Origin of the sequence: Streptomyces sp. NPDC047886 (assembly GCF_043204435.1) — a bacterium.
Classification (GTDB): domain Bacteria; phylum Actinomycetota; class Actinomycetes; order Streptomycetales; family Streptomycetaceae; genus Streptomyces.
In genome coordinates, this window is record NZ_JBIDCF010000001.1 from 492,582 (window position 1) to 519,581 (window position 27,000).

Genomic DNA, 27,000 nt, shown 5'->3' on the forward strand with positions numbered 1-27,000 from the left:
GCGGGTGACCCTGACCGGATTCGCTCGTTCTGCTGAACGTGAGCACCCAGGAAGCCCAGCACGCCAAGGAAGCCCCGGAGCCGGCCTCCGCCACCGCGCCCATCGACGTGGAGCAGGCAGAGGCGGCGCTCGTCGAGCACTACCCCCGGCTCGTCCGCATCGCCTATCTGGTGCTGCCGCCGTCCCTCGGCCGCAACCGGCGGGTCCTGACGGCGCACGCGCTCGTGCAGCGCGCGCTGCCCCGGCGCCGCACCTCCGCCGAGGCCGCCGCGATGCCCGTGCAGCGCCGCCCGGAGGACGCCGTCGACCCGGGGTACGCGTTCGTGCGCGGCCGGGTGCTGCGCCAGGCCCTGGACGCGGGGCTGCCGTTGAAGCGGGCCGCGTGGCCGAAGCGGGCGCAGCTGCCGCCGGTGCTGCCGCATGTGTGGGGCCTGCGGCTGTTCCCGCGTTCCGGTGGCGCCGACGAACTGGCCATGGACCAGCGGCTGTCGGCGCTGTCCGGGCCCGGCCGGGCGGCGTACGTGCTGCGCGGCCTCGAACGGCAGGGCGACGCGGAGGTGCGGCGGGTGCTCGCCGCGGCCGGGGTCGCCGACCCGAAGGCGGCGCTCGCCGAGGCGGACGGGGTGGAGGCGCCGGGCGGCGTCGGCGGCGCCTCGCTGCTGGAGTCGGCGGAGTTCGACCCGTGTTCCCTGCAGGCCAGGCCGACGGATCTGATGCGGCGCCGCCAGCACACGAAGGCGGCGCTCGCGGCGGCCGCCGCCGCGGTGGTGTGCGGGGCGCTGCTGGGGCTGCCGGGTGACGGCTGGGGCCGTGACGGCGCGGCGGCGCCGCCGTACGCGCGCAATCCCGCGTCGGAGGCGGCCCTGGACCCGGGGAAGCTGATGCGGGTGGCGCCGGTGGCGTGGCAGCGCTCGGCCCGTACGGACTTCTCGGTGTGGCCGGCCAGGGGCGGGCTCGTCGACGACGAGGCGCTGCTGCGGCGGGCGTTGGCCGTGTGGGCGCGGCCGGGTCCGCGGGTGCAGGCGTCGGCCACTCCTGGGACGCTGCCGGGGCCGCCGATGGGCCCGCCGCAGCTGCTGTTCGCCGGTGAGGTGGACAACGCGCGCGTGGTGCTGTTCCACGACGGTCTGCGGGCGGTGCGGTACGCGGAGCCGGTGGACGGTACGGAGGGCGCGGCGCTGGACTTCGCGCGGACGGACGGCGCGGACACCGCGGCCTCGGGCGCGCTGGTCGTGGGCCGCACCCATGCGAACGTGCGGTATCTGACGGCGCCCTGGGTGCGGGGTACGGCGGTACGGAACCTGCTGGACCCGGCCGCGAAGCCGCGTCCGCTGGAGCGGGACGCGCACGGGGTGACGGCGCCGATGCAGAGCCCGGCGGCGGCGAGCGACTGCCGTTCGTGGGACACGGTGGAGCTGAGCGACGGGGTCGGGACGCGGGTGCTGACCGATCTCGGTGAGCTCACCCCGGCCCGGCTGACCTCCGGGCCGCCGTCGGCGCCGGTCGACGTGGCGGACGGCGGGTCGCGTGCGGAGTGGGCGCGTACGGCGTGCCTGCTGCCGTCGGTGCGGGGGCTGGGCGTGCGGTCGGTGAACTCGTGGCGGTTCGCCGAACAGGAGCTGCCGGGTGAGGGCACCGGGACGGCCGCCTGGCTGTGCACCCGTGCGGAGACGTGGCGGGGTCCGGGCAGCAGGGTGCTGGCGCAGTTCCAGGCGCCGGGTGGTGCGGCGGGCGCGCCGGGCGCGGTCGTGGCGAAGGCGGAGAACTCGCCGGCGTGCGGGGCGCGCAGCCCGCACGTCCTGGCGGGGGTGCTGTGGCAGGCGAAGAAGGGCGCGCAGTGGTACGTGCTCGCGGCCGGCAGCCCGGGGGTCGTCTCGCTGGCGGCGTCCGGCGGGGTGACGGGCAGCGCGGAGGGCCGGCTGCTGGCCGTGAAGGCCGAGCAGGGCGCGCGGGCCGAGCTGACCGGTCGTCTGGATGACGGGACGAAGGTCGAGGGGCTGCGGTGAGGGTGCGGCGGCCGGTGGCTCCGGGTGGGCCCGCCGGCGGCCGCGCGACGGGGTGGAGCGTGCCTCGTGGATCGTTGCTGACTCCCGCGTAAATACCGGTCGCACACCTCTGTCGCATCGGCGTACCCATCAGTACATTGACGCCATGTCTAATACGCAGCCGATAGAGGTCACGTCGGAGCGGACAGAGCTCAAGGCCCGCAAGGTCTCCTTCGACTGGGAGGAGACCCCGCTCCACTGGGTTCCCGGCGACCCGTTCACCACCCACACCATCAATGTGCTGCACCTGCTGCTGCCCGCGGGCGAACGCTGGTTCATCCACGTCTACCGCCAGGTGCTGCCCTACATCCACGACGACCGGCTGCGTGCGGACGTCATCGGCTTCATCGGCCAGGAGGCCGTGCACTCCCAGGCCCATGACGACGTGCTGCCGCACCTCAGGAAGCTGGGCCTGGACCCGACCCCGTACACCGCGCAGGTCGACTGGTTCTTCGAGAAGCTGCTCGGGGACCGCACCCTGCCGCCCGGCAGGGCCCGCCGGTGGTGGCTGATGGAGCGGGTGGCGCTGATCGCGGCGATCGAGCACTACACCGCGTTCCTCGGCGACTGGGTGCTCAACGCCGAGGAGCTGGACCGGCGCGGCGCCGACCCGGTGATGCTGGACCTGCTGCGCTGGCACGGCGCCGAGGAGGTCGAGCACCGGTCGGTCGCGTTCGAGGTGTTCCGCCACGTCGACGGCGGCTACCGGCGCCGGGTGCGGACCTGGGCGCTGGCGTTCTCGGCGCTCGTGTTCCTCTGGCAGCGCGGCGTCCGGTTCTTCATGGAGAACGACCCGACGCTGCTCGCGGGCAAACCCAGCGTCGGGCAGTTCGTCCGCAAGGGCCGTGAGGGCGTCCTGCCGTCGACACCGGACATGCTGCGCTCCGTCCCCCGCTACCTGAGCCGCGCCTACCACCCCTCGCAGGAGGGCAGTACGGCCCAGGCCGTCGCCTATCTCGCCTCGTCGCCCGGCGCACGTGGAGGTGCCTGAGCATGCCGCGACTCTTCCCGCCCCGGCCGCGTACCGTCGTCCTCGCCGCCGGAGCGGCCCTCCTCGTCAGGCGCGCGCTGCGGCGGCGCGTCCAGGCCGCCCCGCTGTGGCCGATGCCCGCGCTGGACGAGCCCGTCTCCGGGCAGGGCCGGCGCGCGTCCACCACACGCCGGCGCGTCCTGATCACCGAACGCACCTCCCCCGCCGACGGCGTCGTCCAACTCCGCCTGGAGGGCGACGAACTGCCGCCCTGGGAGCCGGGCGCCCACCTCGACCTGGTCCTGCCGTCCGGCCTCGTCCGCCAGTACTCGCTCTGCGGCGACCCGGCCGACACCGGCACCTACACCATCGCCACCCGCGTCCTGGAGGACGGACGGGGCGGCTCGCTGGAGGTGCGGGAACAGCTGCACGAGGGCGAGGAGGTCGAGATCCGCGGGCCCCGCAACCGGTTCCCGCTGGTCGACGCCCCCGCGTACGTCTTCGTCGCGGGCGGCATCGGCATCACGCCCGTACTGCCCATGGTCAGGGCCGCCCACGCGGCCGGCGCGGACTGGCGGCTGCTGTACTGCGGGCGCACCCGGGCCACCATGCCGTTCCTGGGCGAGCTGGAGAAGCTGGCCGCGGACGGCGAGCGGAGCGCGCTCACCGTGGTGGCGGAGGACGAGGACGGGCTGCCGGACCTCGGCTTCCTCACGGCGCTGCCGGACGAGACCGAGGTCTACTGCTGCGGACCCGACGGGCTGATGGACGCGGTGGCCGGGGCGCTGGGCCGTGCGCCCCGCCTGGAACGCTTCGCGGCGGCCGCGCAGGAGGGCGGCGGCGCCTTCGACGTCGAGCTGCGCCGCTCCGGCCGTACCGTCGCGGTCGCGGCCGGCCAGTCGGTGCTGGCGGCGGTACGGGCCGAGGTCCCGCACGTCTCCTACTCGTGCGAGCAGGGGTTCTGCGGCACCTGCCAACAGCGCGTCCTGGAAGGCGAGATCGACCACCGCGACGAGCTGCTCACGGACGACGAGCGGCATGACTCGATGCTGATCTGCGTCTCCCGCTGCCGTGGCGAACGGCTCGTCCTGGATCTGTGACGGGCGGCGAGAGCCGTGGACCGGGCCGGCGGGATCCGCGGGCCCGGTCTACGGCAGCAGCAGCCAGTCGGCCGCCAGCGCGGCGGCCAGTCCGGTGGCGAGCAGCCAGGTGCCCAGCCGGGTGCGGCCGTTCCTGCTGAGCTCGATGACGACTCCGCACAGGATCATGGCCAGCCCGTACACGCCGACCACGAGGACGGAGGTACGGCTGGCCAGCCGGAGCGCCAGCACGACGGCCAGGGTGACCAGCAGCACGGTCGCGACGACGACCCGCAGCCGCCGCGCCTGGCGCGGGGTGAGGCCGTCCTGGGACGCGTCGGTGCCGTCGCCGTCCTCGGCGCCGTTCTCGGCAGCGGCCTCGGTGTCACGGGCGGCGGCGTCCACGGCGCCCCGGGGCGCCTCGTCGGCGGCCCGGTCGGCGCCCTCGGTGACCTGCGTGTCCTGGTCCGGTGTGCTCATGTTCCCGGAGCGTAACGGACGCTGTGGCCGCCGCCGTTCGAAGGGCGACGGTTAGGCTGTTCGCATGACGACCGGGGTGCGCCGCAGGATGGGCGTCGAGGAGCGCAGGCGGCAACTGATCGGGGTGGCGCTGGAACTGTTCAGCCACCGCTCCCCCGACGAGGTGTCCATCGACGAGATCGCCGCTGCGGCGGGGATCTCACGGCCGCTCGTCTACCACTACTTCCCGGGCAAGCAGAGCCTGTACGAGGCGGCGCTGCGCCGGGCGGCGGACGAGCTGGCCGGCCGGTTCATGGAACCGCACGAGGGACCGCTCGGGGCGCGGCTGCTGCGGGTGATGGGCCGGTTCTTCGACTTCGTGGACGAGCACGGGCCGGGTTTCTCGGCGCTGATGCGCGGCGGCCCGGCGGCCGGCAGTTCGGCGACGAACGCGATGATCGCCGAGGTGCGGCAGGCCGCGTACGAGCAGATCCTCGCCCACCTCGGGGTGCGGACCCCGCCCGCCCGGCTTGAGCTGGTGGTCCGCTCCTGGGTGTCGCTCGCCGAGTCGACGGCGCTGATCTGGCTGGACGGGCGCCGGATACCGCGCGCCGAGCTGGAGTTGCAGCTCGTGCACGACTTCGCGGCGCTGATGGCGGTCAGCGCCGCGTACGACGCGGAGATGGCCGGAATCGTGGCCGGAATCCTCGCCGACGAGCCGCTGGACGGGCCGTTCGGCGACCTCGTCGCCCGGCTGGGGACGCTGCTGTCCGCCGTCGCGGCGGTGCCGGGTCAGGCGCTGCGGTAGGACGCGTCGAGGTCCCGTACCTCGGCGGAGACGTGCACGGTGAGTCCGTCGACGGGCTTGAGGAAGTCCCGTACGAGGGCCGCGGCGGCCTCGCCGAGGCGTGCCTTCGCCTCGTCGGTGCGGCCGGCCAGCAGCGCGATGTCCACGTGCACGAGGGCGTCGTCGCCCGTGCCGTCGCCGACCACGACGTCATCGGCGCGGCGCGTGCGGGTCTTGCAGGCCGCCGTCCTGGCGGCGACGGTCTCGACGACCACGGGGTGCAGGGCGCGCGCGTAGCCCTGCCGGTCGAAGGACTGGTCGAGGCGGGCGGAGTAGTCGACGGTGATCTGCGGCATGCCCCTACCTTCACCCGGCCCGTCGCGGTCGCACAACCGCCGCCCGGATGCCGGGACGGCCGTGGCGCCCCACTCCCGGCGAGGGAGCGGGGCGCCACGGCCGTGCGGGTCCCGGCTTGGCCGGTCAGCGGGCGGTGAAGACCGCCACGGAGCGGGCCGGGACCGTGAAGGTGCCGGACGCCGCCTCGTACGACGACGCCTTGACGGTGGCGTCGGCGCCGTTCGCCTGGACCGGGTGCAGGGCGTACCCCCGGCCGGCCAGGCCGGTGACGGTCTGCTCCTGCCGCTCGGGCGTGGCGTTGAAGACCACGACCAGGTCGCCGAGGCGCATGGTGATCACGCCCGGGGTCTCGTCCTTGCCGGACAGCGGGAAGGACAGGGCGGACTGGACCTGGTCGGCCGTGGCCAGGCTGAAGTCCTTCTCCGTCGTACGGATCTTCAGCAGGTCCCGGTACGCGGCGGACGCGCCGTCGATCTGGGGGCAGCCGACGGTGAGCGAAGGCGACGACAGCAGCGGCTTGGCGAACGACCACTTGTCCTGGTTGTCGGCGGCGGGCGGCAGGCCGCGCCCGAACCCGTTGCCGAGGCTGCAGTCCCAGTGGAGCGGGTTGAACCAGTCGCCGCTGTCGTACGAGTTGCGGTCCAGGGACTTGGAGCGCAGCAGGTCGGAACCGGCCTGGGACAGGGCGGGGCCCTGCGAGAGCGCGGCGGTCGCCATGGCGAGGACCTGCATCCTGGCCCGGTCGGTGGGCGCCGTGCCGGCCGGCAGCTTGAAGGCCAGCGCGTCGTACAGGGTCTCGTTGTCGTGGGCGTCCGCGTAGGCGAGGGCCTCGCCGGGGGCGGCGGCGTAGCCGGCGGGCTGGCCGTTGTAGTCGACGTCCGAGCCCTTGACCGTACGGCCCGATGTGTCGGTGAAGGTGTAGCCGGACAGGTTGCCGGAGAGACCGACCTTGATCAGGTCCTGGTAGTGCAGGAGCCGGGCCTTCTGCTCGGCCGGGGTGCCGTTGGCCGCCGAGCCGTTGGGCTCGGTGAACAGGCCGGAGGCGAAGCCCTGGACGCCGGGGTCGGCGTCGAAGGGGCCGCCGCCGCGTACGGCGTCCCGGGCCCGGTCGGAGAAGGTGGCGATGCCGGTTCCGGCCATGTTCTTCTGGGTGGCCTGGACGAACCGGGCGTCGTCGGCGACCTCGCCGAAGTTCCAGCCCTCGCCGTACAGGATGATCTTCTTGCCGTCGACGCCGTCCTTCGCCACGGTGAGGGAGTCGAGCGCCGCGCGGACGGCGAGGATGTTGTCCTTGGGGTGGTGGCCCATCAGGTCGAAGCGGAAGCCGTCGACCTTGTACTCCTTCGCCCAGGTAACGATGGAGTCCACGACGAGCTTGCCCATCATGGTGTTCTCGGGCGCGGTGTTGGCGCAGCAGGTGCTGGTGGCCACGGAGCCGTCGGCGAGGAGCCGCTGGTAGTAGCCGGGCACGATCCTGTCGAGGACCGACTTGTCGTCCTGGCCGCTCGCCACGGTGTGGTTGTAGACCACGTCCATGACGGTGCGCAGGCCGGCGCCGTTGAGGGACTGGACCATCCGCCGGAACTCGACGGTGCGGCGGGTCCCTTCGGGGTCGGAGGCGTACGAGCCCTCGGGCACGGTGTAGTGCAGCGGGTCGTAGCCCCAGTTGTAGGCGTCCTTGCCGGCGGCCGCCGCGACGCACTTCTGCTGCTCGTCGGAGTCGGGCGCGAAGGACGTCAGGTCGCAGTCGGGCCCGGTCTGGCCGGACTTCTTCTCGGGGATGGTGCCGATGTCGAACGCGGGCAGCAGGTGCACGTACGAGGTGCCGCTGCGGGCCAGCTTCGTCAGGTGCTTCATGCCGTCGGACGTGGTGTCCGTGAAGGCGAGGTAGCCGCCGGGGTGCCGGGACGTCGGGTCCGCGACGGAGAAGTCACGGACGTGCAGCTCCTGGATCTGGGCGTCCCGCAGCGGTACCGCCGCGGGCTTCTTCAGCGTGTCCCAGCCGCGGGGGGCGAGCTTCGGGTCGGTGAGGTCGACGACGAGGCTCCGGGCGGAGTCGGTGGTGAGGGCCGTGGAGTACGGGTCGGTGACCCGGTTGGTGACGATCTTCTGGACGGTGGGCGCCCAGACCTTCACGACGTACCGGTAGGGCTTGCCGGTCCAGGACGCGGCGCCCGTGACCGACCAGACGCCGGAGGTGTCGTCCCGCTTCATCGGGACGGTCCTGCCGTCGAGTTCCAGGGCGACGGACTGCGCGGTCGGCGCCCACACGGACAGGGTGGGGGTGCCGTTCCTGAAGACCGGGCCGAGGGCCCTGGCCTTCGCCCGCTCGCCGTAGAGGGTGTCGAGGACGCCCGCGATCTGCACACCGGTCGCCGACAGCAGGGCCCCGTTGGCGGCGCGCTGGGTGGCGACGAGCTGGCCGCGCAGGGCCTGGCGCGCCCGGTCGCGGTCGCGCGGGTCGACGGTGTACGCGGTGTACTTCGCCAGGTGCGGGAACGCGGCCTTCTGGGCGTCGGTCAGCGCGGTCCTGGTCAGCCGGAGCCAGTGCGCGCGGTCCTCACCGGTGAGGGCGCCGTCCTTGACGGCGAGGGACCCGGTGGGCGAGTACACCAGCTGGCTGGAGGCGGCCGTGTCGGCGGCGTTCCAGGCGACGGTGTTCGCGTCGATCCAGACGGCCTGGGACTTGGCGAGGTCCAGGGCGGCGCCGCCGCCCTTGGGCTGCGGCAGCAGGTACTTCTCCTGGCCGCCGAGCATCCACACCTCGTGGCCGAGGCCGCCGAGGTCCAGGGACTGGTCGGACGGCAGGTCCTTCTCGTCGCCCTTGTGGAGGATGTAGCTGAGGGACGTGGCGCCCTGGGCGAGCGGCACCTCGAACACGGCGCCGTACGCGTCGGTGCGGGCCGGCATGAGGGGCTTGGACCAGTCGGTGGGGTTCGCCGCGCCGGTCCAGACGTGCAGGCCCCAGCCGTCGTAGTTCCCGTCGGTGCGCTGGTAGTGCAGGACGGCCTTGCTCTTGTCCTGCGGCGGGTAGGCGCCGTCGGGCGCCTGGTTCAGGGCCTGCTCCTTGCCCTGCTCGACCCACACCTCGCCCGTCTTGGACAGGTCGATGGCGCGGTCGGCTGAGACGTCCTTGTTGCCGTCCTTGTCGATGACGAGGTAGCCGACGCTGGAGGCGCCCGGCTTCAGCTTGACGTAGGCGAAGGCGCCGTACGCGTCACGGCCGGTGAAGGCGTGGCCCGCCGGCCATTCGGTGGCCTCGCCGTCGGCGATGTCGCCCCAGGCGTAGAGGCGCCAGTCGGTGTAGTCGCCGTCGGCGCGCTTGTAGTGGACGATCGCGTAGTCCCGCTGGGTGGCGGTGGGCACCTCGGCGGCCGGGGCACGGCCCGCGACGGTCTTGGCGAGGTCGCTCGCGGTGCGGCCCCGGGAGTCGACGACCACGGCCTTGTAGCGGACGGCGGTGCCGGCCGGTGCGGTGATCTTGTGCTTGACGGTGTACGGGGCGTGGTCGGCGGAGCCGAGGACCTGCCACTTGCCGTTGCCCTGCTGGGCGGCGAAGACGACCCGGTTCAGCTGTCCGCCGTCGACGTCGGCGGTGACGTCGACGGTGCCGGTGGCACCGGCGGCCGGGGCCTTCAGGTCGACGGTGGGCGCGCTGGCGGGGGCGGCGAGCGGGCCCGCGGCCTTGAGGACGACGGAGGACAGGGCCGGGACCGTCACGGTGATCTTCATGTCGGCGCCGCTGGTGACGGTGGCCGAACCGCCGTGGACGGTGCGGAAGTCCATCGCCGCGGATCCGGTCGGGATCTCGACGGTCTGCGGCCGGTCGGCGTTGTTGACGGCGACGACGTACTCGGTCCTCGTCGTGGCGTCCGTACGCGAGAAGGCGTACACGCCGGCGCCGTCGGCGGCGTAGCGCTCGGTCTGGATGCCGTCGGCGAGCGCCGGGTGGGCCTTGCGGAGCTTGGCGAGCGCGGCGATCTGCCGGTAGAGCGGGTGCGCGGGGTCGTACGCGTCGGCGGCGTGGGTGCGGGCCGTGCCGAGCTGGTCGTCGTCCAGGTAGTCGGCGGTCTTCGACGCGAACAGGGTCTGGCGGGCGTCCTTGTCGCCGCCGGCGCCGGTGTAGCCCTGCTCGTCGCCGTAGTAGACGACCGGGTTGCCCCGGCTGAGGAACATCAGCTCGTTGGCGAGCCGGTAGCGGCGGAGCAGCTCGGCGTCGTCGGCGTCGGCGTTGTCCTGCTTGAGGAACGTGCCGAAGCGGCCCATGTCGTGGTTGCCGAGGAAGTTGACCGACTCGTAGGCGTTGGCCTTGTCGGTCGTGTACTTGTGGTCGTCCGCGAACAGCGACGCGAGCTTCGCGGCCGAGCCGCCCTGGGAGGCGTACTGGCGGGCGGCTTCCTGGAACGGGAAGTCGAGCGTCGCGTCGAGCCGGCCCTCGCGTACGTAGTGCGAGGTGACGGAGGTGTCGGCGGAGTAGACCTCGCCGAACATGAAGAAGTCGTCGCGGCCGCGCTTGGCCGCGTACGCGTCGAGTGCGGTGGCCCACTGGGTCCAGAACTCGGTGTTGACGTGCTTGACCGTGTCGATGCGGAAGCCGTCGATGCCGAAGTCGCGGACCCAGCGCTGGTAGATCTTCTCCATGCCGGCGACCACCTCGGGACGCTCGGTCCACAGGTCGTCGAGGCCGAAGAAGTCACCGTGTTCGGCGGACTCGCCGGCGAAGGTGGAGTCGCCCCGGTTGTGGTACATCGTCGGGTCGTTGAGCCACGACGGGACCTTGAGGTTCTTCTTGTCGGGCGCGACGACGGGGGTGCGCGGGAAGGAGTCCGTGTCGGTCTTCGGGAACGGGCGGGTTCCGTCGGCGTAGTCGCCGTCGTCGAACGGGCGGCCGTCCTTCGTCAGGTACGGGAAGGCGCCCTGGGAGAGGTAGCCGTACGACTTCTCCTTGTAGTCGACGACGTCGGCGGTGTGGTTGGTGATGACGTCGAAGAAGACCTTCATGCCCTTGGCGTGGGCCTTGTCGATCAGCCTCTCCAGGTCGGCGTTGGTGCCGAAGTGCGGGTCGACCTGGGTGAAGTCGGTGATCCAGTAGCCGTGGTAGCCGGCGGACGCCGAGTCGCCCTCGCCCTGTACGGGCTGGTTCTTGAAGATCGGCGCGAGCCAGATGGCGGTGGTGCCGAGGCCCTTGATGTAGTCGAGCCGCTGGGTGAGGCCCTTGAGGTCGCCGCCCTGGTAGAAGCCCTTGTCGGTGGGGTCGTAGCCGGTGGCGAGGCGGGAGCCGGTCAGTCCGCCGCGGTCGTTCTTCCGGTCGCCGTTGGCGAACCGGTCCGGCAGGACGAAGTAGAACTGCTCGCGCGTCAGGTCGTGCCGGGCGGGCTCGGCCGCCAGCTTCTTGTCGGACGGCGGCGCCGGGGGCCGGGGCGCGGCGGACGCCGGTGCGACGACCGGGACGAGTGCCGCGACCGTCGCCGCGGCCACGACGGCCGCGGTTCTGCGCCACGGGGGGCGGGGGCGTATCAAGGCGGGTTCTCCTCGGTGAGGGTGTTTCGGAGAGGAGGCCCCGCACCCGGGGGCGGGTGCGGGGCACGGCTGGCTGGGTCAGTTGCGCCAGGTGTCGTCGAGCGTCACCTTGCCGGAGGCGGGGACGGTCGCGACGCGGTTGGCGCCGCTCTCCCAGGTGACGTTTCCGGCGCCGTCCTTGCGGATGTACTTGTACTCGAAGGCCGTACCGGCCGGCAGGTTCACGTCCAGCTTCCAGACCGGGTAGGAGGCCGGGTCCAGCTTGAGGGCGCTGCCCGGGTTCCAGTTGCCGAGTGCGGACTGGTTGCCGGTGACGTAGATGTTCTGGCCGACGACGGTGGTGGCGTTGACGTGGAACGACGCGCCGGTGGCGACGGGCGTCGGGGTGGTGGAGCCGCCGCAGTTCCTGGCGCCCGCGTGCAGGGCGACGGCGGTGCCCGCGCCGAGCGTCGCGGTGAACCGGCCGGCGGAGTCCACCGTCACGGGTGTGTTCTTCTGCACGTCGCAGTAGGTGCCGGCGGGCAGCGACGTCTGGAAGGTGCGGGTGAGCGAGGAGCCCTCGTGGTTGATGGCGAGGTACGCCTTGTCGCCGCGGCCGAACGCGATCTGGTCGCCGCCGTTGTCCCACCAGTTCGTGACGCCCTGACCGCGGGCCACGTTGCGGAAGGCGACCATGGACTTGATCTCGGTCCAGTCGTGCTGGCACTTCCAGCCGTTGCTGTAGCAGGCGTTCACCTGTCCGCCCGCGGGCGGTCCGGCGTCGTGGTCGGACCACTCGTAGCCGGAGTGGACGTCCGGGGAGCCGTACGGCCAGGCCAGCATGAAGACGTTGGCGAGGGTGTAGGCGGAGCCGTTCTTGTAGTTCAGCGTGTCGCCGCCGCGCTCGGTGTCGTGGTTGTCCACGAAGACGGCGGACTTGCCGGACTCCATGAAGCCCCAGCCCGTGCCGAAGTTCTTGAGGTGGGCGAGGTTCTCGTTCTGGAAGACCTGCTTCAGGCTCCGGGCGTAGCGGAACTCCTGGACGTCGCCGTTGCCGAGGTACTCGCTGGGCGAGACGGCCTCGCCCGCTCCGTAGATCGCCTCCTGCTTCCAGTACGCGCCGGGGTTGGAGAGCCGCGACTTGATGTTGGCGAGGTCGCCGGCGGGCATGTGCTTGGCCGCGTCGATCCGGAAGCCGTCGACGCCGAGCGACAGCAGGTCGTTCAGGTAGGCGGCGATGCGGGAGCGTACGTACTCCTCGCCGGTGTCGAGGTCGGCGAGGCCCACGAGTTCGCAGTTCTGGACGTTGCCCCGGTCGCCGTAGTTGGTGCCGATGGTGGTGCGGCAGTCGTCCATGTCGGCGCCCGAGTAGATGCCCGGGTAGCCGTACTTGGTGTACGAGGATCCGCCGGTACCGGTGCCGTTTCCAGCCGCCATGTGGTTGATGACGGTGTCGGCGACGACCTTGACGCCTGCCGCGTGACAGGTGTCGATCATGTTCTTGAAGGCGGTGCGGTCGCCGAGGCGTCCGGCGATCCGGTAGCTGACGGGCTGGTACGAGGTCCACCACTGGGAGCCCTGGATGTGCTCCTGGGGCGGGGAGACCTGGACGTAGCCGTAGCCGGCGGGGCCGAGGGTGCTGGTGCACGCCTGGGCGACCGAGGCGAAGTTCCACTCGAACATCACCGCGGTGACGTCCTTGTCGCCGGGCGGTACGGCCTGCGCCTGGCTCGGGGCCGTGACGGCCACAGCGGCTCCCGCCACGACGGCGAGTGCAGCGGCCACGGTTCTTCTGGCCATGTTTCCTCCTGGGGAAGGGAGGTGCGGATGCGGTGGGGGCAGCCTCGTACGGCAACGCGCCATGCCCGCAAGGCCGGTTGAAGCTTCTTTCTGCAAGAAGTCAGCAACACTTTTCGGACGTGACCGTACGAGCCCGTCGGCGCGCGGTCAACCCCTGGGACACACTCCGCTCACATCCCTGTCACGCCCCGGAAATCCAGCGGAATCAAGGGCCTGCAAGACCTTTCGCAAGAGGTTGCAGCAGTGTTACGTTCAACCATGACTCCGGTCCGGTCGGCCGAGGGTTTCGGCCGCAAGGCCGTCCCCACGCGCCCGGCCGGCCGGGCCGGTCACCGACCGGGAGGCCCGGGGCACCGAGAAGACCCCGCCGCCCCGAACAGGGCAGCCCCGGGCCTCCTCGGCATGACGGGACTTTTCGGCGTGCCCCACCGTCCCCGGCATGCCCCCACCGTCCCCGGCAGCCGTCCCCGGCATGACGGCACTCCCCGGCATGACGACGCCACGACCCGGCCGACCGGCGGCTCGGCCACTCGGCGGCCACACGGCGGCCGCGCGGCTCAGCGCGGAGGCGCCGCCGTCGAGCCGCGTACCACCAGCTCCGGCTGGAAGACGAACTCCGTCCGCTGCACCGGGTTGCCGTCGATCTCCTCCAGCAGCGCGTCCACCGCCGCCGTCGCCATGGCCTGTACTGGCTGGCGCACCGTCGTCAACGGCGGATCCGTGAACGCGATCAGCGGCGAGTCGTCGAAGCCGACGACCGACACGTCCCCCGGTACGTCGAGACCCCGCGCCCGCACCGCGCGGATCGCGCCGAGCGCCATCAGGTCGCTGCCGCACACGATCCCCGTACAGCCCTGGTCGAGCAGGAGACCGGCGGCCGCGTGACCGCCCTCGACACCGAACAGGGTCGGCCGCACCCAGGTCTCGGCCTCGTCGCGGTCCACCCCCAGCAGCGCGTGCAGCGCCGCCGTGAACCCCTCGGCCTTGCGCCGGGACGGTACGTAGCGGGTCGGGCCGACCGCGAGCCCGATGCGTTCATGGCCGAGGTCCACGAGATGGCGTACGGCCATCCGCGCCGCCGACCGGTCGTCGGGCGACACGAAGTGGGCGTCGATGTGCTCGTTGAAGCCGTTGATGAGGACGAACGGCACGCCCCTGGCCGCGAGTCTCACATAGCGCGCCGGGTCGGCGCTGGTGTCGGCGTGCAGGCCGGACAGGAACACGACGCCGGTGACACCGCGCTCCTCCAGCTGCTCGACCAGCTCGTCCTCGGTGGCACCGCCCGGCATCTGGGTGCACAGCACAGGGGTGTAGCCGTAGCCGGCCAGCACCTGCTCGATGACCTGCGCGAACGCCGGGAAGATGGGGTTGGTGAGCTCCGGGATGACCAGCCCGATCAGCCCGGCGCTGCGGCGTTTGAGCCGTACGGGACGCTCGTAGCCCAGGACGTCGAGCGCGGCCAGCACCCGGTGCCGGGTGGCGGCGGCCACCCCCGCCTTGCCGTTGAGGACCCGGCTGACGGTGGCCTCGCTCACCCCGGCCTGCGCCGCGATGTCCGCGAGCCGCGGGGCGCCCGGGGTGAGCCCCCCGGGCGCCTCGCCGCGCGGCTGCGGAAGGGTCACACCGCCCACCAGACGGTGCTGTCGGCGGGCAGGGCGGCCGTGCCGTCCACGCTCGTACGGACCTGCTCGCTGGCCAGCAGCATCCGGCCGGGCACCTCGATGCGGACCGTCTCGCCGGTGGTGTTGGCCGTGCACACGAAGCCGTCCCGGCGGAAGACGAGGAGACCGTCGGGCGCGTCCAGCCACTCCACCGCGTCGCCCGCGCCGAGGCCCGGCTGCTCGCGGCGCACGAGGAGCGCGCTGCGGTACAGCTCCAGGGTCGAGCCGGGGTCGCCGGTCTGGGCCTCCACGCTGAGCTCGCCCCACGTGGCGGGCTGCGGCAGCCAGCTGCCGCCGGAGCCGAAGCCGTAGGAGGAGCCCGAGACGGTCCACGGGATGGGCACGCGGCAGCCGTCGCGGAAGCCGTCCTGCCCGGTCGCCCGGAAGAACGACGGGTCCTGGCGCACCTCGTCCGGCAGGTCGGTGACGTCCGGCAGGCCGAGCTCCTCGCCCTGGTAGACGTAGGCGGAGCCGGGCAGGGCCAGCATCAGCAGGGTGGCGGCGCGGGCGCGGCGCAGCCCGAGCCGGCGGTCGCCGGCCTCGCGGAGCTGGGTGCCGAGGCCCGGCGGGTTGGCGAACCGGGTGGCGTGCCGGGTGACGTCGTGGTTGGACAGCACCCAGGTGGTGGGGGCGCCGACGGGCTTCATCGCGGCGAGCGAGGCGTCGATGACCTTGCGCAGCTCGTCGGCGTCCCAGTGGGTGCCCAGGTACTGGAAGTTGAACGCCTGGTGCATCTCGTCGGGGCGCACGTAGTTGGCGGTGCGCTCGACGGTCGGGGTCCATGCCTCGGCGACGAGGACGCGCTCACCGTCATACTCCGCGAGGACCTCGCGCCAGCTGCGGTAGATCTCGTGGACGCCGTCCTGGTCGAAGAACGGCATGACGTCGTTGCCGAGCAGCTTCAGCTGGTCGTGGGCGCCGATGTCGGGCAGCCCGTCGGCCTTCACGAGGCCATGGGCGACGTCGACCCGGAAGCCGTCGACGCCCATGTCGAGCCAGAAGCGCAGGATGGAGCGGAACTCGTCGCGTACGGCGGGGTGTTCCCAGTTGAAGTCGGGCTGCTCGGGGGCGAACAGGTGGAGGTACCACTCACCGGGGCGTCCGTCGGGCTCGGTGATCCGGGTCCAGGCGGGCCCGCCGAAGATGGACTCCCAGTCGTTGGGCGGGAGTTCGCCGTCGGCCCCCTTGCCGGGGCGGAAGTGGTAGCGCTCGCGCAGCGGCGATCCGGGGCCTTCGCGCAGGGCGCGCTGGAACCACTCGTGCTGGTCGGACGAGTGGTTGGGCACCAGGTCGACGATGATGCGCAGGCCCAGTTCATGGGCTTCGCGGATCAGCGCGTCGGCGTCCAGCAGGCTGCCGAACATGGGGTCGATGGCACGGTAGTCGGCGACGTCGTATCCGGCGTCGGCCTGCGGCGACGCGTAGAACGGACTGAGCCAGACGGCGTCGACGCCGAGGTCCTTCAGATACGGGAGCCGGCTGCGGATGCCCTCCAGGTCGCCCATGCCGTCGCCGTTGCCGTCGGCGAAACTGCGCGGGTAGACCTGGTAGATCACCGCGTCTCTCCACCAGCCGGTGTCCGTGCCGGTGGTCGGGGCGGCGGGGGCGGCAAGGTACTGGGTCATGTCTTCCCTGATCGGAGAGGAATGGAGGCGGCGCCAGGTCCGTGACAGAGGCTGTCGCACCGAACCGACGCCACGGACCTGTGCGGTGGCCCCCGGGCCCCCGGGGCGGGTTCCGGAGGACCCGGGTCAACGGGGGTCCGGGAGGATCCCCGCGAGGCGGTGCGGTGCGGTGCGGGTCAGGACTTGGTGGCGCCGGCGGTCAGGCCGGAGACGAGGTGGCGCTGGACGAGGGCGAACACGATCGCGGCGGGTGTCGCGATGAGGACGGCCGCGGAGGTCAGCGAACCCCAGTCGGCGGTGTACTGGTTGACGAAGGACTGCAGACCGCCCGGCAGGGTGAGGTTCTCCTCGCCCGTCATGAACGCGGACGCGTAGGCGACCTCGGCCCAGCCGGTGATGAAGGTGTAGAACGCGGTCACGGCGAGGCCCGGCTTCGCCAGCGGCATGATCAGCCGCCAGAAGGTGCCGAACGGGCTGAGTCCGTCCACCCGGCCGGCCTCGTCGATCTCGGCGGGGATGCCGTCGAAGTAGCCCTTCATCATCCACGCGCAGAACGGCACGGCGATGGTCAGGTACGTGACGACCAGGCCGACCGGCTGGTTGAGCATCCCGAGGCTGGCGAGCAGGTTGTACAGGGGCACGATCAGCACCGCGACCGGGAACATCTGGGTGATCAGCAGCATCCACATCAGCGGGCGCAGCCCGGGGAAGCGGAAGCGGCTGACGGCGTAGCCGGTGGTGGCGGAGATGAACACGCCGATGACCGTGGTGAGGCCGACGACGATCAGCGAGTTGCCGAACCAGGTCAGGAACAGCGTGTCGGAGACGACGTGGCTGTAGTTGTCGAAGGTGAAGTTCTTGACCAGCGAGGTGTCGAACGCGTCGGTCTTCGGCTTGAACGAGGTGATCACCAGCCACAGCGGCGGGAAGACCGCGACGACGGTGGCGATCAGCAGGGTCAGGTGCAGACCGAGCGAGGCGAGCGGTGAACGCTCGCCCCGGGCGCGGGGCTTGCCGCGGCCGGTACGGGCGCCCGCGCGCGTACCGGTACGGGCGTCGGCGCGGTTCGAGGTGGGCGCGTGCGTGGTCACCACATGTCTCCCTGCTTGCGGAGCGCGCGGCGGTAGACCACCGCGAACAGCGACAGGATCAGCAGGATCACCACGCCCCAGGCAGCGGATCCGGCGAAGTCGCGCGGGCTGTTGATGAAGGAGAGCCGGTAGGCGTACGTCACGAGGATCTCGGTGGCGTCGCCGGGGCCGCCCCGGGTGAGCAGGAAGATCACCGGGAACATGTTGAAGGTCCAGATGGAGCTGAGCAGGATCACCGTGGCGGAGACGGGGCGCAGCCCGGGCAGCGTGATGTGGCGGAACCGCTGCCACGCCGTGGCACCGTCCATCTCGGCGGCCTCGTAGAGCTCACCGGGGATGGACTGCAGTCCGCCGAGCATCGCGACGAGCATGAACGGCACGCCGAGCCAGACGTTCACCGCGATGACGGAGATCTTGGCCCAGGTGGGGTCGTTCAGCCACGGAATCGCGTCGATGCCGCCGCCCGCGAGCAGCTGGTTGAAGACCCCGCTGCGCTCGTTGAACAGCAGCTTCCAGGTGAAGACGGAGACGAAGGCCGGCACGGCCCAGGGCAGGATCAGGGCCATCCGGTAGAAGCCGCGGCCCACGATCTTGCGGTTGAGCATGTTGGCCAGGACGAGTCCCAGGCCGAAGGAGAGGGCGACACAGGTGACGGTCCACACCAGGGTCCAGCCGAGCCGGTCCCAGAAGACCTGGTCGGTGAGGACGGCCGTGTAGTTGTCGAGACCGACGAACTCGTACGTCGCGGGGATGTGGTTGACGCCGATGGTGCGCTCGACGTTGGCCTCGTTGGCGTCGGTCAGCGACAGATAGAGACCGCGTGCCAGCGGATAACCGATGATCACGCCGATCACGATCACCACAGGAGCGATCATGCTCCACGCGTACCAGTGGGTCGACAGCGCCCTGCGCAGCCTGCCCGGCTTCTTGTCAGTGCGGCGGCCGCGGCCGCGGGCGCTGTGCGCGCCCGCGGCCTGTGCCACCGACTGGCTGCTCGTCTCGACAGCCATTTGTCGGTCAGCCCTTCCCACTACTTACTTGTAGTCCTTGAGCAGCTTCCGGTACGCCGCGCCGGCGTCCTCGGCGGCCTTCTCCGGGGTGGTCTTGCCGCCCAGGACGTTGGCCATCTGGAGCTTGATCGGCTCGAAGAGGGAGTTGCCCTCGGGGATCCACGGGCGCTCGACGGCCTTGTCGACGGCCGGCTTGAAGAACTGGACCATCTCGTTGCCCGACACGGACGGCTGGGCGTAGACCGACAGGCGCGTCGGGAGCAGGCTCAGCTCCTCGGTGGTCTGCTGCTGAACCTTGGCCGAGCTCATGTACTTGGCGAACTCGTAGGAGGCGTCGAGGTTCTTGGAGCCCGCGTAGACGGAGAGGTTCCAGCCGCCCTGCGGGGCGCCCTGGGCGACGCTGCCGGCCGGGACGGGGGCGATGCCCAGGTTCTTCGGGTCCTTGAACTCGGCACCGGCGCGCGAGTCGGCGATCGCCCACGGGCCGTTGATCATCATCGCGACCTTGCCGGACTTGAACGCGTTCTGCATGTTGTTCCAGCCGTCGGAGGCGTCGGTGATCGCCGCCTTCGAGTCGACCAGGTCCTTGATGGTCTTGAACGCCTTGACGCCGGCCTCGTTGTCGATGGTGATCTTCTGGCCCTTGGCGTCGACCATGTCGCCGCCCTCGCCGTACAGGAAGGAGAGGAACCAGTACGGGTCGTCGCCGCGCAGGTAGAGGCCGGTCTTGTCGGGCCACTTCTTGCTGATCTTGGCGGAGGCGGCCTTCAGCTCCTCCAGGGTGCCGGGCACCTCGACACCGGCGTCCTTGAGCATCTTCTTGTTGTAGAAGAGCGCCATGGTGTCGATGACCTGCGGCACCGCGTAGGTCTTGTCGTTGAACTTGGTGCTCGCGGCGGCCTGCGGCAGCCAGTCGACCTGGTTCTCGATGGCCGGCGTGCCGTCCAGCGGGGCGAGGTAGCCCAGGTTGGCGAAGTCGGCGACCCACGCGACCTCGGTACGCATGACGTCGGGGGCGCCGGAGTTGCCGCCCGCGGCGTTCTTGAACTTGGCGTTGGCCTCGCCGAAGGGGACGTTGACGTACTTGACCTTGACCTTCGGGTGCAGCTTGGTGAAGCCCTCGGCCAGCTTCTGATAGGTGACCTTCTCGGCCTCGTTCGAGGTGTCCCAGAAGGTGACGGTGCCGGAGAGCTCGCCCGAGCTCTTCTTGGCACCACTGTCGCCGTCGCCACCGCACGCTGCCGTCGTCAGGGCCAGGGCCGCGACCAGCGCGGTGGCCGCTATGCCACGCCGCATGTGAACTCCTTCAACTGAACCCGGGCCAGAACCGGCCGCTCCTTCGCGGCGCGCCGGGTTGCCAGGAACGTAACAGGGATGAAAACGAGCCGAAAGACCTTGCGGCAAATTTCTGCAAGCCGGTCTGATCGTTACATTCGCGTGTCCCTAAGGTTGCCGTCGCATCGCTTGACACACGGGTGCCAGCGGTCACCCGGAGGGGTTGCGCAGGGACAGAAGGCTCTGCAAGTGTTTTCACAACTGCTTGCACGAGCGTTGCATACCGGCCTCGACCGTCGTTGGTCACGGGTAGTCGCCCGCAGCCGCCATCACGGCCCACCCGAGAGGGACACCGCACATGGCCCATGAGCTCACCTCGCCCGTCCAGGCACCTCACCGTTCGCCCCGCGCGCGCTCCGCCGGCGACCACCGCGACCGCGGCCGCCAGGAGTGGTGGCGCGACGCCGTCATCTACCAGGTGTACATCCGCTCCTTCGCCGACAGCGACGGGGACGGCGTCGGCGATCTGCGCGGCGCCCGGGAACGGCTGCCGCACCTGGCCCGGCTGGGCGCGGACGCCGTGTGGCTCACCCCCTTCTACGCCTCGCCCCAGGCCGACGGCGGCTACGACGTCGCCGACTACCGGGCGGTCGACCCCGTCTTCGGCGACCTGTCCGACGCCGACGACCTGGTGCGCACCGCGCACCGGCTCGGCCTGCGGGTCATCGTCGACATCGTCCCGAACCACACCTCCGACCGGCACCCCTGGTTCCAGGCCGCGCTGGCCGGCACCGGCCGCGACCGCTACCACTTCCGCCCCGGCAAGGGGCCGGACGGCGCCCTGCCGCCCAACGACTGGGAGTCCGTCTTCGGCGGCCCCGCCTGGACCCGGGTCGCCGACGGCCAGTGGTACCTGCACCTCTTCGCGCCCGAGCAGCCGGATCTCAACTGGGACAACCCGGAGGTGAGCGCCGAGTTCGCGTCCGTCATGCGGTTCTGGCTGGATCTGGGCGTCGACGGCTTCCGGATCGACGTCGCCCACGGCATGGTCAAGGCCGCCGGGCTGCCCGACATCGGCCACCGCGAGCAGGTCCGGCTGATCGGCACGCAGCAGCTGCCCTTCTTCGACCAGGACGGCGTCCACGAGATCCACCGCACCTGGCGGGCGCTGCTCGACTCCTATGACGGCGAGCGCATCGGCGTCGCCGAGGCCTGGGCGCCGACGGCGGAGCGGCTGGCGCTGTACGTGCGCCCCGACGAGCTGCACCAGGCGTTCAACTTCCAGTACCTGAACTGTCCCTGGGACGCCGACGCCCTGCACAGGGTCATCGACGACTCACTGAGGGCGACCACGTCGGTGGGGGCGCCCACCACCTGGGTGCTGTCCAACCACGACGTCGTCCGGCACACCACCAGGTACGGGAGCCTGCGCCGGGCCCGCGCGGCGGCGCTGCTGATGCTCGCGCTGCCCGGGTCGGCCTACCTCTACCAGGGGGAGGAGCTCGGACTGCCCGAGGTCACCGACCTCCCCGACGAGGCCCGCCAGGACCCCGCCTTCCACCGGGGCGAGGGCCAGGACGGGCTGCGCGACGGCTGCCGGGTGCCGATCCCGTGGAGCGAGGAGGGCTCCTCTTACGGGTTCGGCCCCGGCGGCAGCTGGCTGCCACAGCCCGCCGGGTGGGGCGCGCTGAGCGTCGCCGCCCAGACCGGCGACCCGGCGTCCACGCTGGAGCTGTACCGGAGTGCGCTGGCCCTGCGCCGCGAGCACCCGGCGCTCGGCGCGGGCGACGCGGTGGAGTGGCTGCCCGCGCCCGAGGGGGTGCTGGCGTTCCGCCGCCGCCCGGGTGGAGGCGCGGCAGGCGGCGGTGCTGCGAGTGGTGGTGCGGCGGCTGGTGGTGCTGCGAGTGGCGGCGGTGCGAGTGGTGGTGCGGCGGATGGCGGTGCGGCGGTCGTGTGCGTGGTCAACACCACGGACCGGCCGGTGCGGATGCGGACGCCGGGTGGCCGTACGGGCCGTCTGCTGCTGACCAGCGTCCCGGAGGGGGCGGCGGACGAGGCGGCGGCGACCGGCGGCCCGGTGCGCGCGCCCGCTGCTCCGGCCGACGGGACGGCTGCCACCGGGACGGCTGCGCCGGGGGGTGCTTCGGGGAGTGCTCCGGCGGGTGCTCCGGGGGTGCCCTGGCCCGCTCGCGAGGCCGACGGCGACACTGTGCTCATTGCCGCCGATTCCTGTACCTGGTGGGCAATCTGACGTGCGCCCGGTACAGTCCCACCACATGACCGCGCGGCTTGCCGACATCGCAGCCCAGGCGGGGGTCAGCGAAGCCACAGTCAGCCGCGTGCTCAACGGCAAGCCCGGTGTGGCCGCGGCCACCCGTCAGTCCGTGCTGGCCGCGCTCGACGTCCTCGGTTACGAACGGCCCGTACGGCTGCGTCAGCGCAGCGCCGGCCTCATCGGGCTGATAACCCCCGAACTGGACAACCCCATCTTCCCGGCGCTGGCCCAGGTGATCGGCCAGGCCCTGACCCGCCAGGGGTACACGCCGGTCCTCGCCACCCAGACGCCCGGCGGATCCACCGAGGACGAGCTCACCGAGATGCTCGTGGAGCGCGGCGTCTCGGGGATCATCTTCGTCTCCGGTCTGCACGCCGACACCACGGCCGACACCCAGCGCTACGACCAGCTGCGCGGCAAGGGCGTGCCGTTCGTACTGATCAACGGGTTCTCGCCGCTCATCCAGGCGCCGTTCGTCTCGCCCGACGACCGGGCCGCGATGAAGCTCGCCGTCACGCATCTCGCGTCGCTCGGACACACCAGGATCGGCCTCGCGGTGGGCCCCAAGCGGTTCGTGCCGGTCCTCCGCAAGATCGAGGGCTTCCGGCTGGGGATGCGGGAGCGGCTCGGGCTGTCGCCCGACGAGGCGGAGGAGCTGATCCAGCACTCCCTGTACACGCTGGAGGGCGGCATGGCCGCCGCGACGGCGCTGATCGAGCGGGGCTGCACCGCCGTCGTCTGCGCCAGCGACATGATGGCCCTCGGTGCCATCAGGGCCGCGCGGCAGCAGGGGCTGCACGTGCCCCGGGACGTCTCGGTCGTCGGTTTCGACGACTCTCCGCTCATAGCGTTCACCGACCCGCCGCTCACCACCATCCGCCAGCCCGTACAGGCGATGGGCCAGGCCGCGGTCCGGGCACTGCTGGAGGAGATCGGCGGTACACCCGCCCCGCACAGCGAGTTCGTGTTCATGCCGGAACTGGTGGTTCGCGGTTCAACCGCTTCGGGTCCTCAGGGTCAGAGGTCCTCCGAAAGGCGGAGCGATAGCGCAGAGAACCCGACTGGCGGATGATCGAACCAGTGGACATATCTGGCAGACTCTTGGCCCATGGGTGACAGGACTGTGACGACGTTGGAAGGCCGTACGGCGGCCCCTCCCTCACCCATCGGAGACGACGGTCCGCACCGTCCGGCGGTGACCGCGAACCGGACCGCGTGGCAGCGCATGCGCGCTCCCCGGCATCCCCGGATCCGCTTCGAGATCCTGCTGATCGCGGTCAGTTACTGGATCTACTCGCTGATCCGCAACGCCGTTCCGGAGCAGAAGGCCGAGGCGCTGCGCAACGCCGACTGGATCTGGCGGACGGAGCAGTCCCTCGGTCTCGCCTTCGAGAAGGCGGTCAACCACGCGGCGGATTCCGTGACGTGGCTGATCGTGACGATGAACTACTACTACGCCACGCTGCACTTCGTCGTGACGATCGGCGTCCTGGTGTGGCTGTACCGGTGGCATCCCGGGCGGTACGCGGCGACCCGGCTCGTGCTCTTCTCCACCACCGCCGTCGCGCTGCTCGGCTACTACCTGTATCCGCTGGCGCCGCCCCGCCTGATGGAGAGCGAGAAGTTCATCGACACGGTGCTGGTCCACCACACCTGGGGCTCGATGGCCTCCGGCGACCTCAAGCACATGTCGAACCAGTACGCCGCGATGCCGTCGATGCACATCGGCTGGTCCCTGTGGTGCGGGGTCACCATCTTCGCCCTCGCCAAGGCGCCCTGGGCGAAGATCCTCGGGGTGCTCTACCCGACGCTCACGCTCGTCGTCATCGTCGCCACGGCCAACCACTTCTGGCTGGACGCGGTCGGCGGCATCCTCTGCCTGTCGTTCGGCTTCGCCCTGACGTACGCCTGGTACGGCCGCGCCTGCTACCGGCTGCCGCGCCGGGTCCTGTCCCGGTCGTCCGGCGAACCCGCGGCGGCGGTGCACCCCGTGGAGGCCCCCGCCGCTTCACGGGCTCAGGCCCCGTAGAGGCTCCGGCTCCGTAGAGAGGCGCAGGCCCGCAGAAGGGCTCAGGCCCCGTAGAACAGCCGGTCCACCACGGCCCGCGCCCGGCGGGTCATACGGCGGTAGTCCTCGACCATCTCGCCGGCCCGCCCCGGCACGTACCCCAGGTAACGGCCGACGGCCGCCAGCTCCCGGCTGTCCGACGGGAAGGTGTCCCCGGCCCGGCCCCGTACCAGCATCACGCCGTTGCGGACCCTGGTGGCCAGCACCCAGGCGACGTCCAGCGTCCGGGCGTCCCGCTCACCGATCAGGCCCGCCTCAAGCGCCGCCGCGAGGGCGGCCCGGGTCCGGGTGGTGCGCAGCCCCGGCACCTCGTGGGCGTGCCGCATCTGCAGCAGCTGCACCGTCCACTCCACGTCCGACAGGCCGCCCCTGCCCAGCTTGGTGTGGAGCGTCGGGTCGCTGCCGCGCGGCAGCCGCTCCGACTCCATCCGCGCCTTGAGCCGGCGGATCTCCCGTACGGCCGCCTCGTCGAGCCCTTTCGCCGGATACCGCAGCGGGTCGACCAGCTCGACGAAACGGCGCCCGAGGTCGGCGTCGCCGGCCATCGGCTCGGCCCGCAGCAGTGCCTGGCTCTCCCAGCCGAGCGACCAGCGCCGGTAGTACGCCTCGTACGACTTGAGGGTCCGGACGAGCGGGCCGCTCCTGCCCTCGGGCCGCAGGTCCGCGTCGATGAGCAGCGGCGGGTCCGTCGTCGGCAGCTGGAGCAGCCTGCGCATCTCGGCGACGACCGTGTTCGCGGCGCGGGCCGCCTCCTGTTCGTCCACGCCGTCGCGCGGCTCGTGCACGAACAGCACGTCCGCGTCGGAGCCGTACCCCAGCTCGTGACCGCCGAACCGGCCCATGCCGATGACCGTGAACCGGGTGGGCAGCGTGTCACCCCACTCGGCGCGCACCGCGGCGCGCAGGGCGCCCGCGAGCGTGGCCGCGTTCAGGTCCGTGACGGCCTGCCCGACGCGGTCGACCAGGGCACCGGCGTCCGCGTGGGCGGGGACCTCCTCGGTGCCGTACGAGGCGACGATGTCGGCCGCGGCCGTCCGGAACAGTTCCCTGCGCCGTACGCCGCGGGCCGCGGCGACCGCCTGCTCGGCGTCGTCCGCGCGGCCCACCGCCGCCAGGATCTCCGGCTCCAGGTGATCGCGGCCACGCGGCTCCAGGCCCTCGGGCGCGCCCAGGATCGCCACCGCCTCCGGGGCCCGGAGCAGCAGGTCGGGGGCGAGGCGGCCGGCCGACAGCACCCGGGCCAGGTTCTCCGCCGCGGCGCCCTCGTCGCGGAGGAGCCGCAGGTACCAGGGCGTCTTGCCGAGCGCGTCGGACACCTTGCGGAAGCCCAGGAGTCCCGCGTCCGGGTCCGCCGAGTCCGCGAACCAGCCGAGGAGCACCGGCAGCAGGGTGCGCTGGATCGCGGCCTTCCGCGTGACCCCGGAGGACAGGGCCTCCAGGTGGCGCAGGGCGGCCGCCGGGTCGGCGTAGCCGAGCGCCTCGAGGCGCTGGCCGGCCGCCTTGGGGCTGAGCCGGATCTCACCCGGCGCCAGCTGCGCGACGGCGTCCAGCAGCGGCCGGTAGAACAGCTTCTCGTGCAGCCGCCGCACCACCGAGGCGTGCCGCCGCCACTCCCGGTTCAGCTCGGTGACCGGGTCGGTGCGCAGCCCCAGTGAGCGCCCCAGGCGGCGCTGGTCCGACTCGCTCTCCGGCACGAGGTGCGTCCGGCGCAGCCGGTGCAGCTGGATGCGGTGCTCCATGCCGCGCAGGAACCGGTACGCCTCGTCGAGCTGCGCCGCGTCGGCGCGGCCCACGTAGCCGCCGTCGGCGAGCGCCCGCAGTGCCTCAAGCGTCGTACCGCTGCGCAGTGCCGCGTCGCTGCGGCCGTGCACCAACTGCAGGAGCTGAACGGCGAATTCGACGTCCCTGAGGCCGCCGGGTCCGAGCTTCAGCTCGCGTTCGACGTGCGCGACCGGGATGTTGTCCACCACGCGGCGGCGCATCCTCTGCACGTCGGTGACGAAGTTGTCGCGCTCGGCCGCCTGCCAGACGAGCGGTGAGACGGCGTCGATGTACTCGGCGCCGAGCTCCGGGTCGCCGGCGACCGCGCGGGCCTTCAGCAGGGCCTGGAACTCCCAGGTCTTGGCCCAGCGCTGGTAGTAGGCGAGGTGGCTGGAGAGCGTACGGACCAGGGGGCCGTTGCGGCCCTCGGGGCGGAGGTTGGCGTCCACGGGCCAGATGGCGCCCTCGACCGTCGTCTCGGAGCAGATCCGCATCAGGTGGGAGGCGAGGCGGGTCGCGGCCTGGAGCGCCTTGCCCTCGTCGGCGCCCTCCAGGGGCTCGCCCACGAAGATCACGTCGACGTCGGAGACGTAGTTCAGCTCGTTGCCGCCGCACTTGCCCATCGCGATGACCGCGAGCCGGCACAGCGCGGCGTCGGCGGGCGCGGCCGTGCGGGCGATCGCGAGCGCCGCGCGGAGCGTGGCCGTCGCCAGGTCGGCGAGTTCGGCGGCCGCCTCGGCGACGTCCGTGGTGCCGCACACGTCGCGGGCGGCGATCGACAGCAGGCAGCGGCGGTAGGCGATCCGCAGGGACAGCGGGTCGGTCGCGTCGGCGAGCCCCCGCTCGAACTCCGCGACGCCCGGGTGGAGGTCCGCCGACTCGTACGTGACGAGGGCCTGCCAGTCACGCGGGTGCCGGGCCAGGTGGTCGCCGAGCGCCTCGGAGGCGCCGAGCACGCCGAGCAGCCGGTCCCGCAGCGGCTTGGCCGCGATGAGCGTCGCCAGCAGGGCCTGGTGCCCGTCGTCGGGCTGCGCCTCGGCCAGCCGGACGAGCCCGCGCAGGGCCAGGTCGGGGTCGGCGGTCGCCCCGAGGGCGTCCAGCAGCACGGGGTCGGCGCGCACGGCCGACAGCACGGGCAGCCCGAGGAACCGCTCAGCGGCGGACGGGTCGGTGAAACCGTGCCGCAGGAGTCGGCTGAACGTACTGCTCCTGCGCCCTGGCGCCGGCACGGTCATGTC

Annotated in this window: 17 protein-coding genes; 7 read left to right on the plus strand and 10 right to left on the minus strand. The window is 72.0% G+C overall.

The window, feature by feature from the left end; genetic code table 11:
* Positions 1 to 29: 29 nt before the first annotated feature.
* From ACGF5U_RS02200 to ACGF5U_RS02210, 3 genes are all read left to right on the plus strand, one after another.
* Entirely contained in the window at positions 30 to 2,006 is a 1,977-nt protein-coding gene (locus ACGF5U_RS02200; RefSeq protein WP_392714998.1) for a hypothetical protein, read from the plus strand.
* A 145-nt stretch (positions 2,007 to 2,151) separates the two neighbouring features.
* Positions 2,152 to 3,036 (plus strand): metal-dependent hydrolase, encoded by an 885-nt coding sequence (locus ACGF5U_RS02205; RefSeq protein WP_392714961.1) that lies wholly within the window; start codon positions 2,152 to 2,154, stop codon positions 3,034 to 3,036.
* A 2-nt stretch (positions 3,037 to 3,038) separates the two neighbouring features.
* Entirely contained in the window at positions 3,039 to 4,115 is a 1,077-nt protein-coding gene (locus ACGF5U_RS02210; RefSeq protein WP_392714960.1) for a PDR/VanB family oxidoreductase, read from the plus strand.
* Between the two features lie 48 nt (positions 4,116 to 4,163).
* On the opposite strand, the gene ACGF5U_RS02215 is transcribed toward ACGF5U_RS02210, so the two are convergent.
* On the minus strand, positions 4,164 to 4,574 hold the full coding sequence (locus tag ACGF5U_RS02215; protein ID WP_392714959.1) for a hypothetical protein: 411 nt from the start codon (positions 4,572 to 4,574) through the stop codon (positions 4,164 to 4,166).
* A gap of 64 nt (positions 4,575 to 4,638) precedes the next feature.
* Here ACGF5U_RS02215 and ACGF5U_RS02220 point away from each other — a divergent pair, with 64 nt between their 5' ends.
* On the plus strand, positions 4,639 to 5,361 hold the full coding sequence (locus tag ACGF5U_RS02220; RefSeq protein WP_392714958.1) for a TetR/AcrR family transcriptional regulator: 723 nt from the start codon (positions 4,639 to 4,641) through the stop codon (positions 5,359 to 5,361).
* Here the strand turns inward: ACGF5U_RS02220 and ACGF5U_RS02225 are convergent.
* The 8 genes from ACGF5U_RS02225 to ACGF5U_RS02260 form a co-directional block, all read right to left on the minus strand.
* Positions 5,346 to 5,696 (minus strand): 5-carboxymethyl-2-hydroxymuconate Delta-isomerase, encoded by a 351-nt coding sequence (locus ACGF5U_RS02225; RefSeq protein WP_392714957.1) that lies wholly within the window; start codon positions 5,694 to 5,696, stop codon positions 5,346 to 5,348. The two genes, ACGF5U_RS02220 and ACGF5U_RS02225, sit on opposite strands and share 16 nt — an antisense overlap.
* A gap of 124 nt (positions 5,697 to 5,820) precedes the next feature.
* Positions 5,821 to 11,217, minus strand: a complete 5,397-nt coding sequence (gene pulA, locus ACGF5U_RS02230; RefSeq protein WP_392714956.1) for a pullulanase-type alpha-1,6-glucosidase — start codon at positions 11,215 to 11,217, stop codon at positions 5,821 to 5,823.
* Positions 11,218 to 11,295: 78 nt separating this feature from the next.
* On the minus strand, positions 11,296 to 12,996 hold the full coding sequence (locus ACGF5U_RS02235) for a carbohydrate-binding module family 20 domain-containing protein (protein ID WP_392714955.1): 1,701 nt from the start codon (positions 12,994 to 12,996) through the stop codon (positions 11,296 to 11,298).
* A 557-nt stretch (positions 12,997 to 13,553) separates the two neighbouring features.
* Positions 13,554 to 14,627: a LacI family DNA-binding transcriptional regulator gene (locus ACGF5U_RS02240; RefSeq protein ID WP_392714954.1), complete on the minus strand. Its 1,074-nt coding sequence runs from the start codon at positions 14,625 to 14,627 to the stop codon at positions 13,554 to 13,556.
* Positions 14,615 to 16,282 carry a glycoside hydrolase family 13 protein gene (locus ACGF5U_RS02245; RefSeq protein ID WP_392714953.1) on the minus strand — a complete coding sequence of 556 codons (1,668 nt, stop codon included), beginning with the start codon at positions 16,280 to 16,282 and terminating at the stop codon, positions 14,615 to 14,617. Before ACGF5U_RS02245 ends, ACGF5U_RS02240 begins: the two co-directional genes overlap by 13 nt.
* Positions 16,283 to 16,458: 176 nt before the next feature.
* A complete protein-coding gene (locus ACGF5U_RS02250; RefSeq protein WP_392714952.1) occupies positions 16,459 to 17,376 on the minus strand; it encodes a sugar ABC transporter permease in 918 nt (305 codons plus the stop codon).
* The gene (locus ACGF5U_RS02255; protein WP_392714951.1) at positions 17,370 to 18,383 is read right to left on the minus strand and encodes a carbohydrate ABC transporter permease; all 1,014 of its coding nucleotides are present in this window, start codon (positions 18,381 to 18,383) and stop codon (positions 17,370 to 17,372) included. The genes ACGF5U_RS02250 and ACGF5U_RS02255 overlap by 7 nt, the downstream gene beginning before the upstream one ends.
* Before the next feature lie 24 nt (positions 18,384 to 18,407).
* Positions 18,408 to 19,679, minus strand: coding sequence for an extracellular solute-binding protein (locus tag ACGF5U_RS02260; protein ID WP_392714950.1), 1,272 nt, complete (start codon positions 19,677 to 19,679; stop codon positions 18,408 to 18,410).
* 337 nt (positions 19,680 to 20,016) lie between these two features.
* On the opposite strand from ACGF5U_RS02260, the gene ACGF5U_RS02265 reads away from it, so the two are divergent.
* The 3 genes from ACGF5U_RS02265 to ACGF5U_RS02275 are packed head-to-tail and all read left to right on the plus strand — an operon-like array spanning position 20,017 to position 23,962.
* Positions 20,017 to 21,909 carry an alpha-amylase family glycosyl hydrolase gene (locus tag ACGF5U_RS02265; protein ID WP_392714949.1) on the plus strand — a complete coding sequence of 631 codons (1,893 nt, stop codon included), beginning with the start codon at positions 20,017 to 20,019 and terminating at the stop codon, positions 21,907 to 21,909.
* Between the two features lie 25 nt (positions 21,910 to 21,934).
* On the plus strand, positions 21,935 to 23,005 hold the full coding sequence (locus ACGF5U_RS02270) for a LacI family DNA-binding transcriptional regulator (RefSeq protein WP_392714948.1): 1,071 nt from the start codon (positions 21,935 to 21,937) through the stop codon (positions 23,003 to 23,005).
* Positions 23,006 to 23,041: 36 nt separating this feature from the next.
* Positions 23,042 to 23,962, plus strand: a complete 921-nt coding sequence (locus ACGF5U_RS02275) for a phosphatase PAP2 family protein (RefSeq protein WP_392714947.1) — start codon at positions 23,042 to 23,044, stop codon at positions 23,960 to 23,962.
* A gap of 41 nt (positions 23,963 to 24,003) precedes the next feature.
* Here ACGF5U_RS02275 and ACGF5U_RS02280 read toward each other — a convergent pair whose 3' ends face one another.
* A complete protein-coding gene (locus tag ACGF5U_RS02280) occupies positions 24,004 to 26,997 on the minus strand; it encodes a bifunctional [glutamine synthetase] adenylyltransferase/[glutamine synthetase]-adenylyl-L-tyrosine phosphorylase (RefSeq protein ID WP_392714946.1) in 2,994 nt (997 codons plus the stop codon).
* Positions 26,998 to 27,000 lie beyond the last annotated feature (3 nt).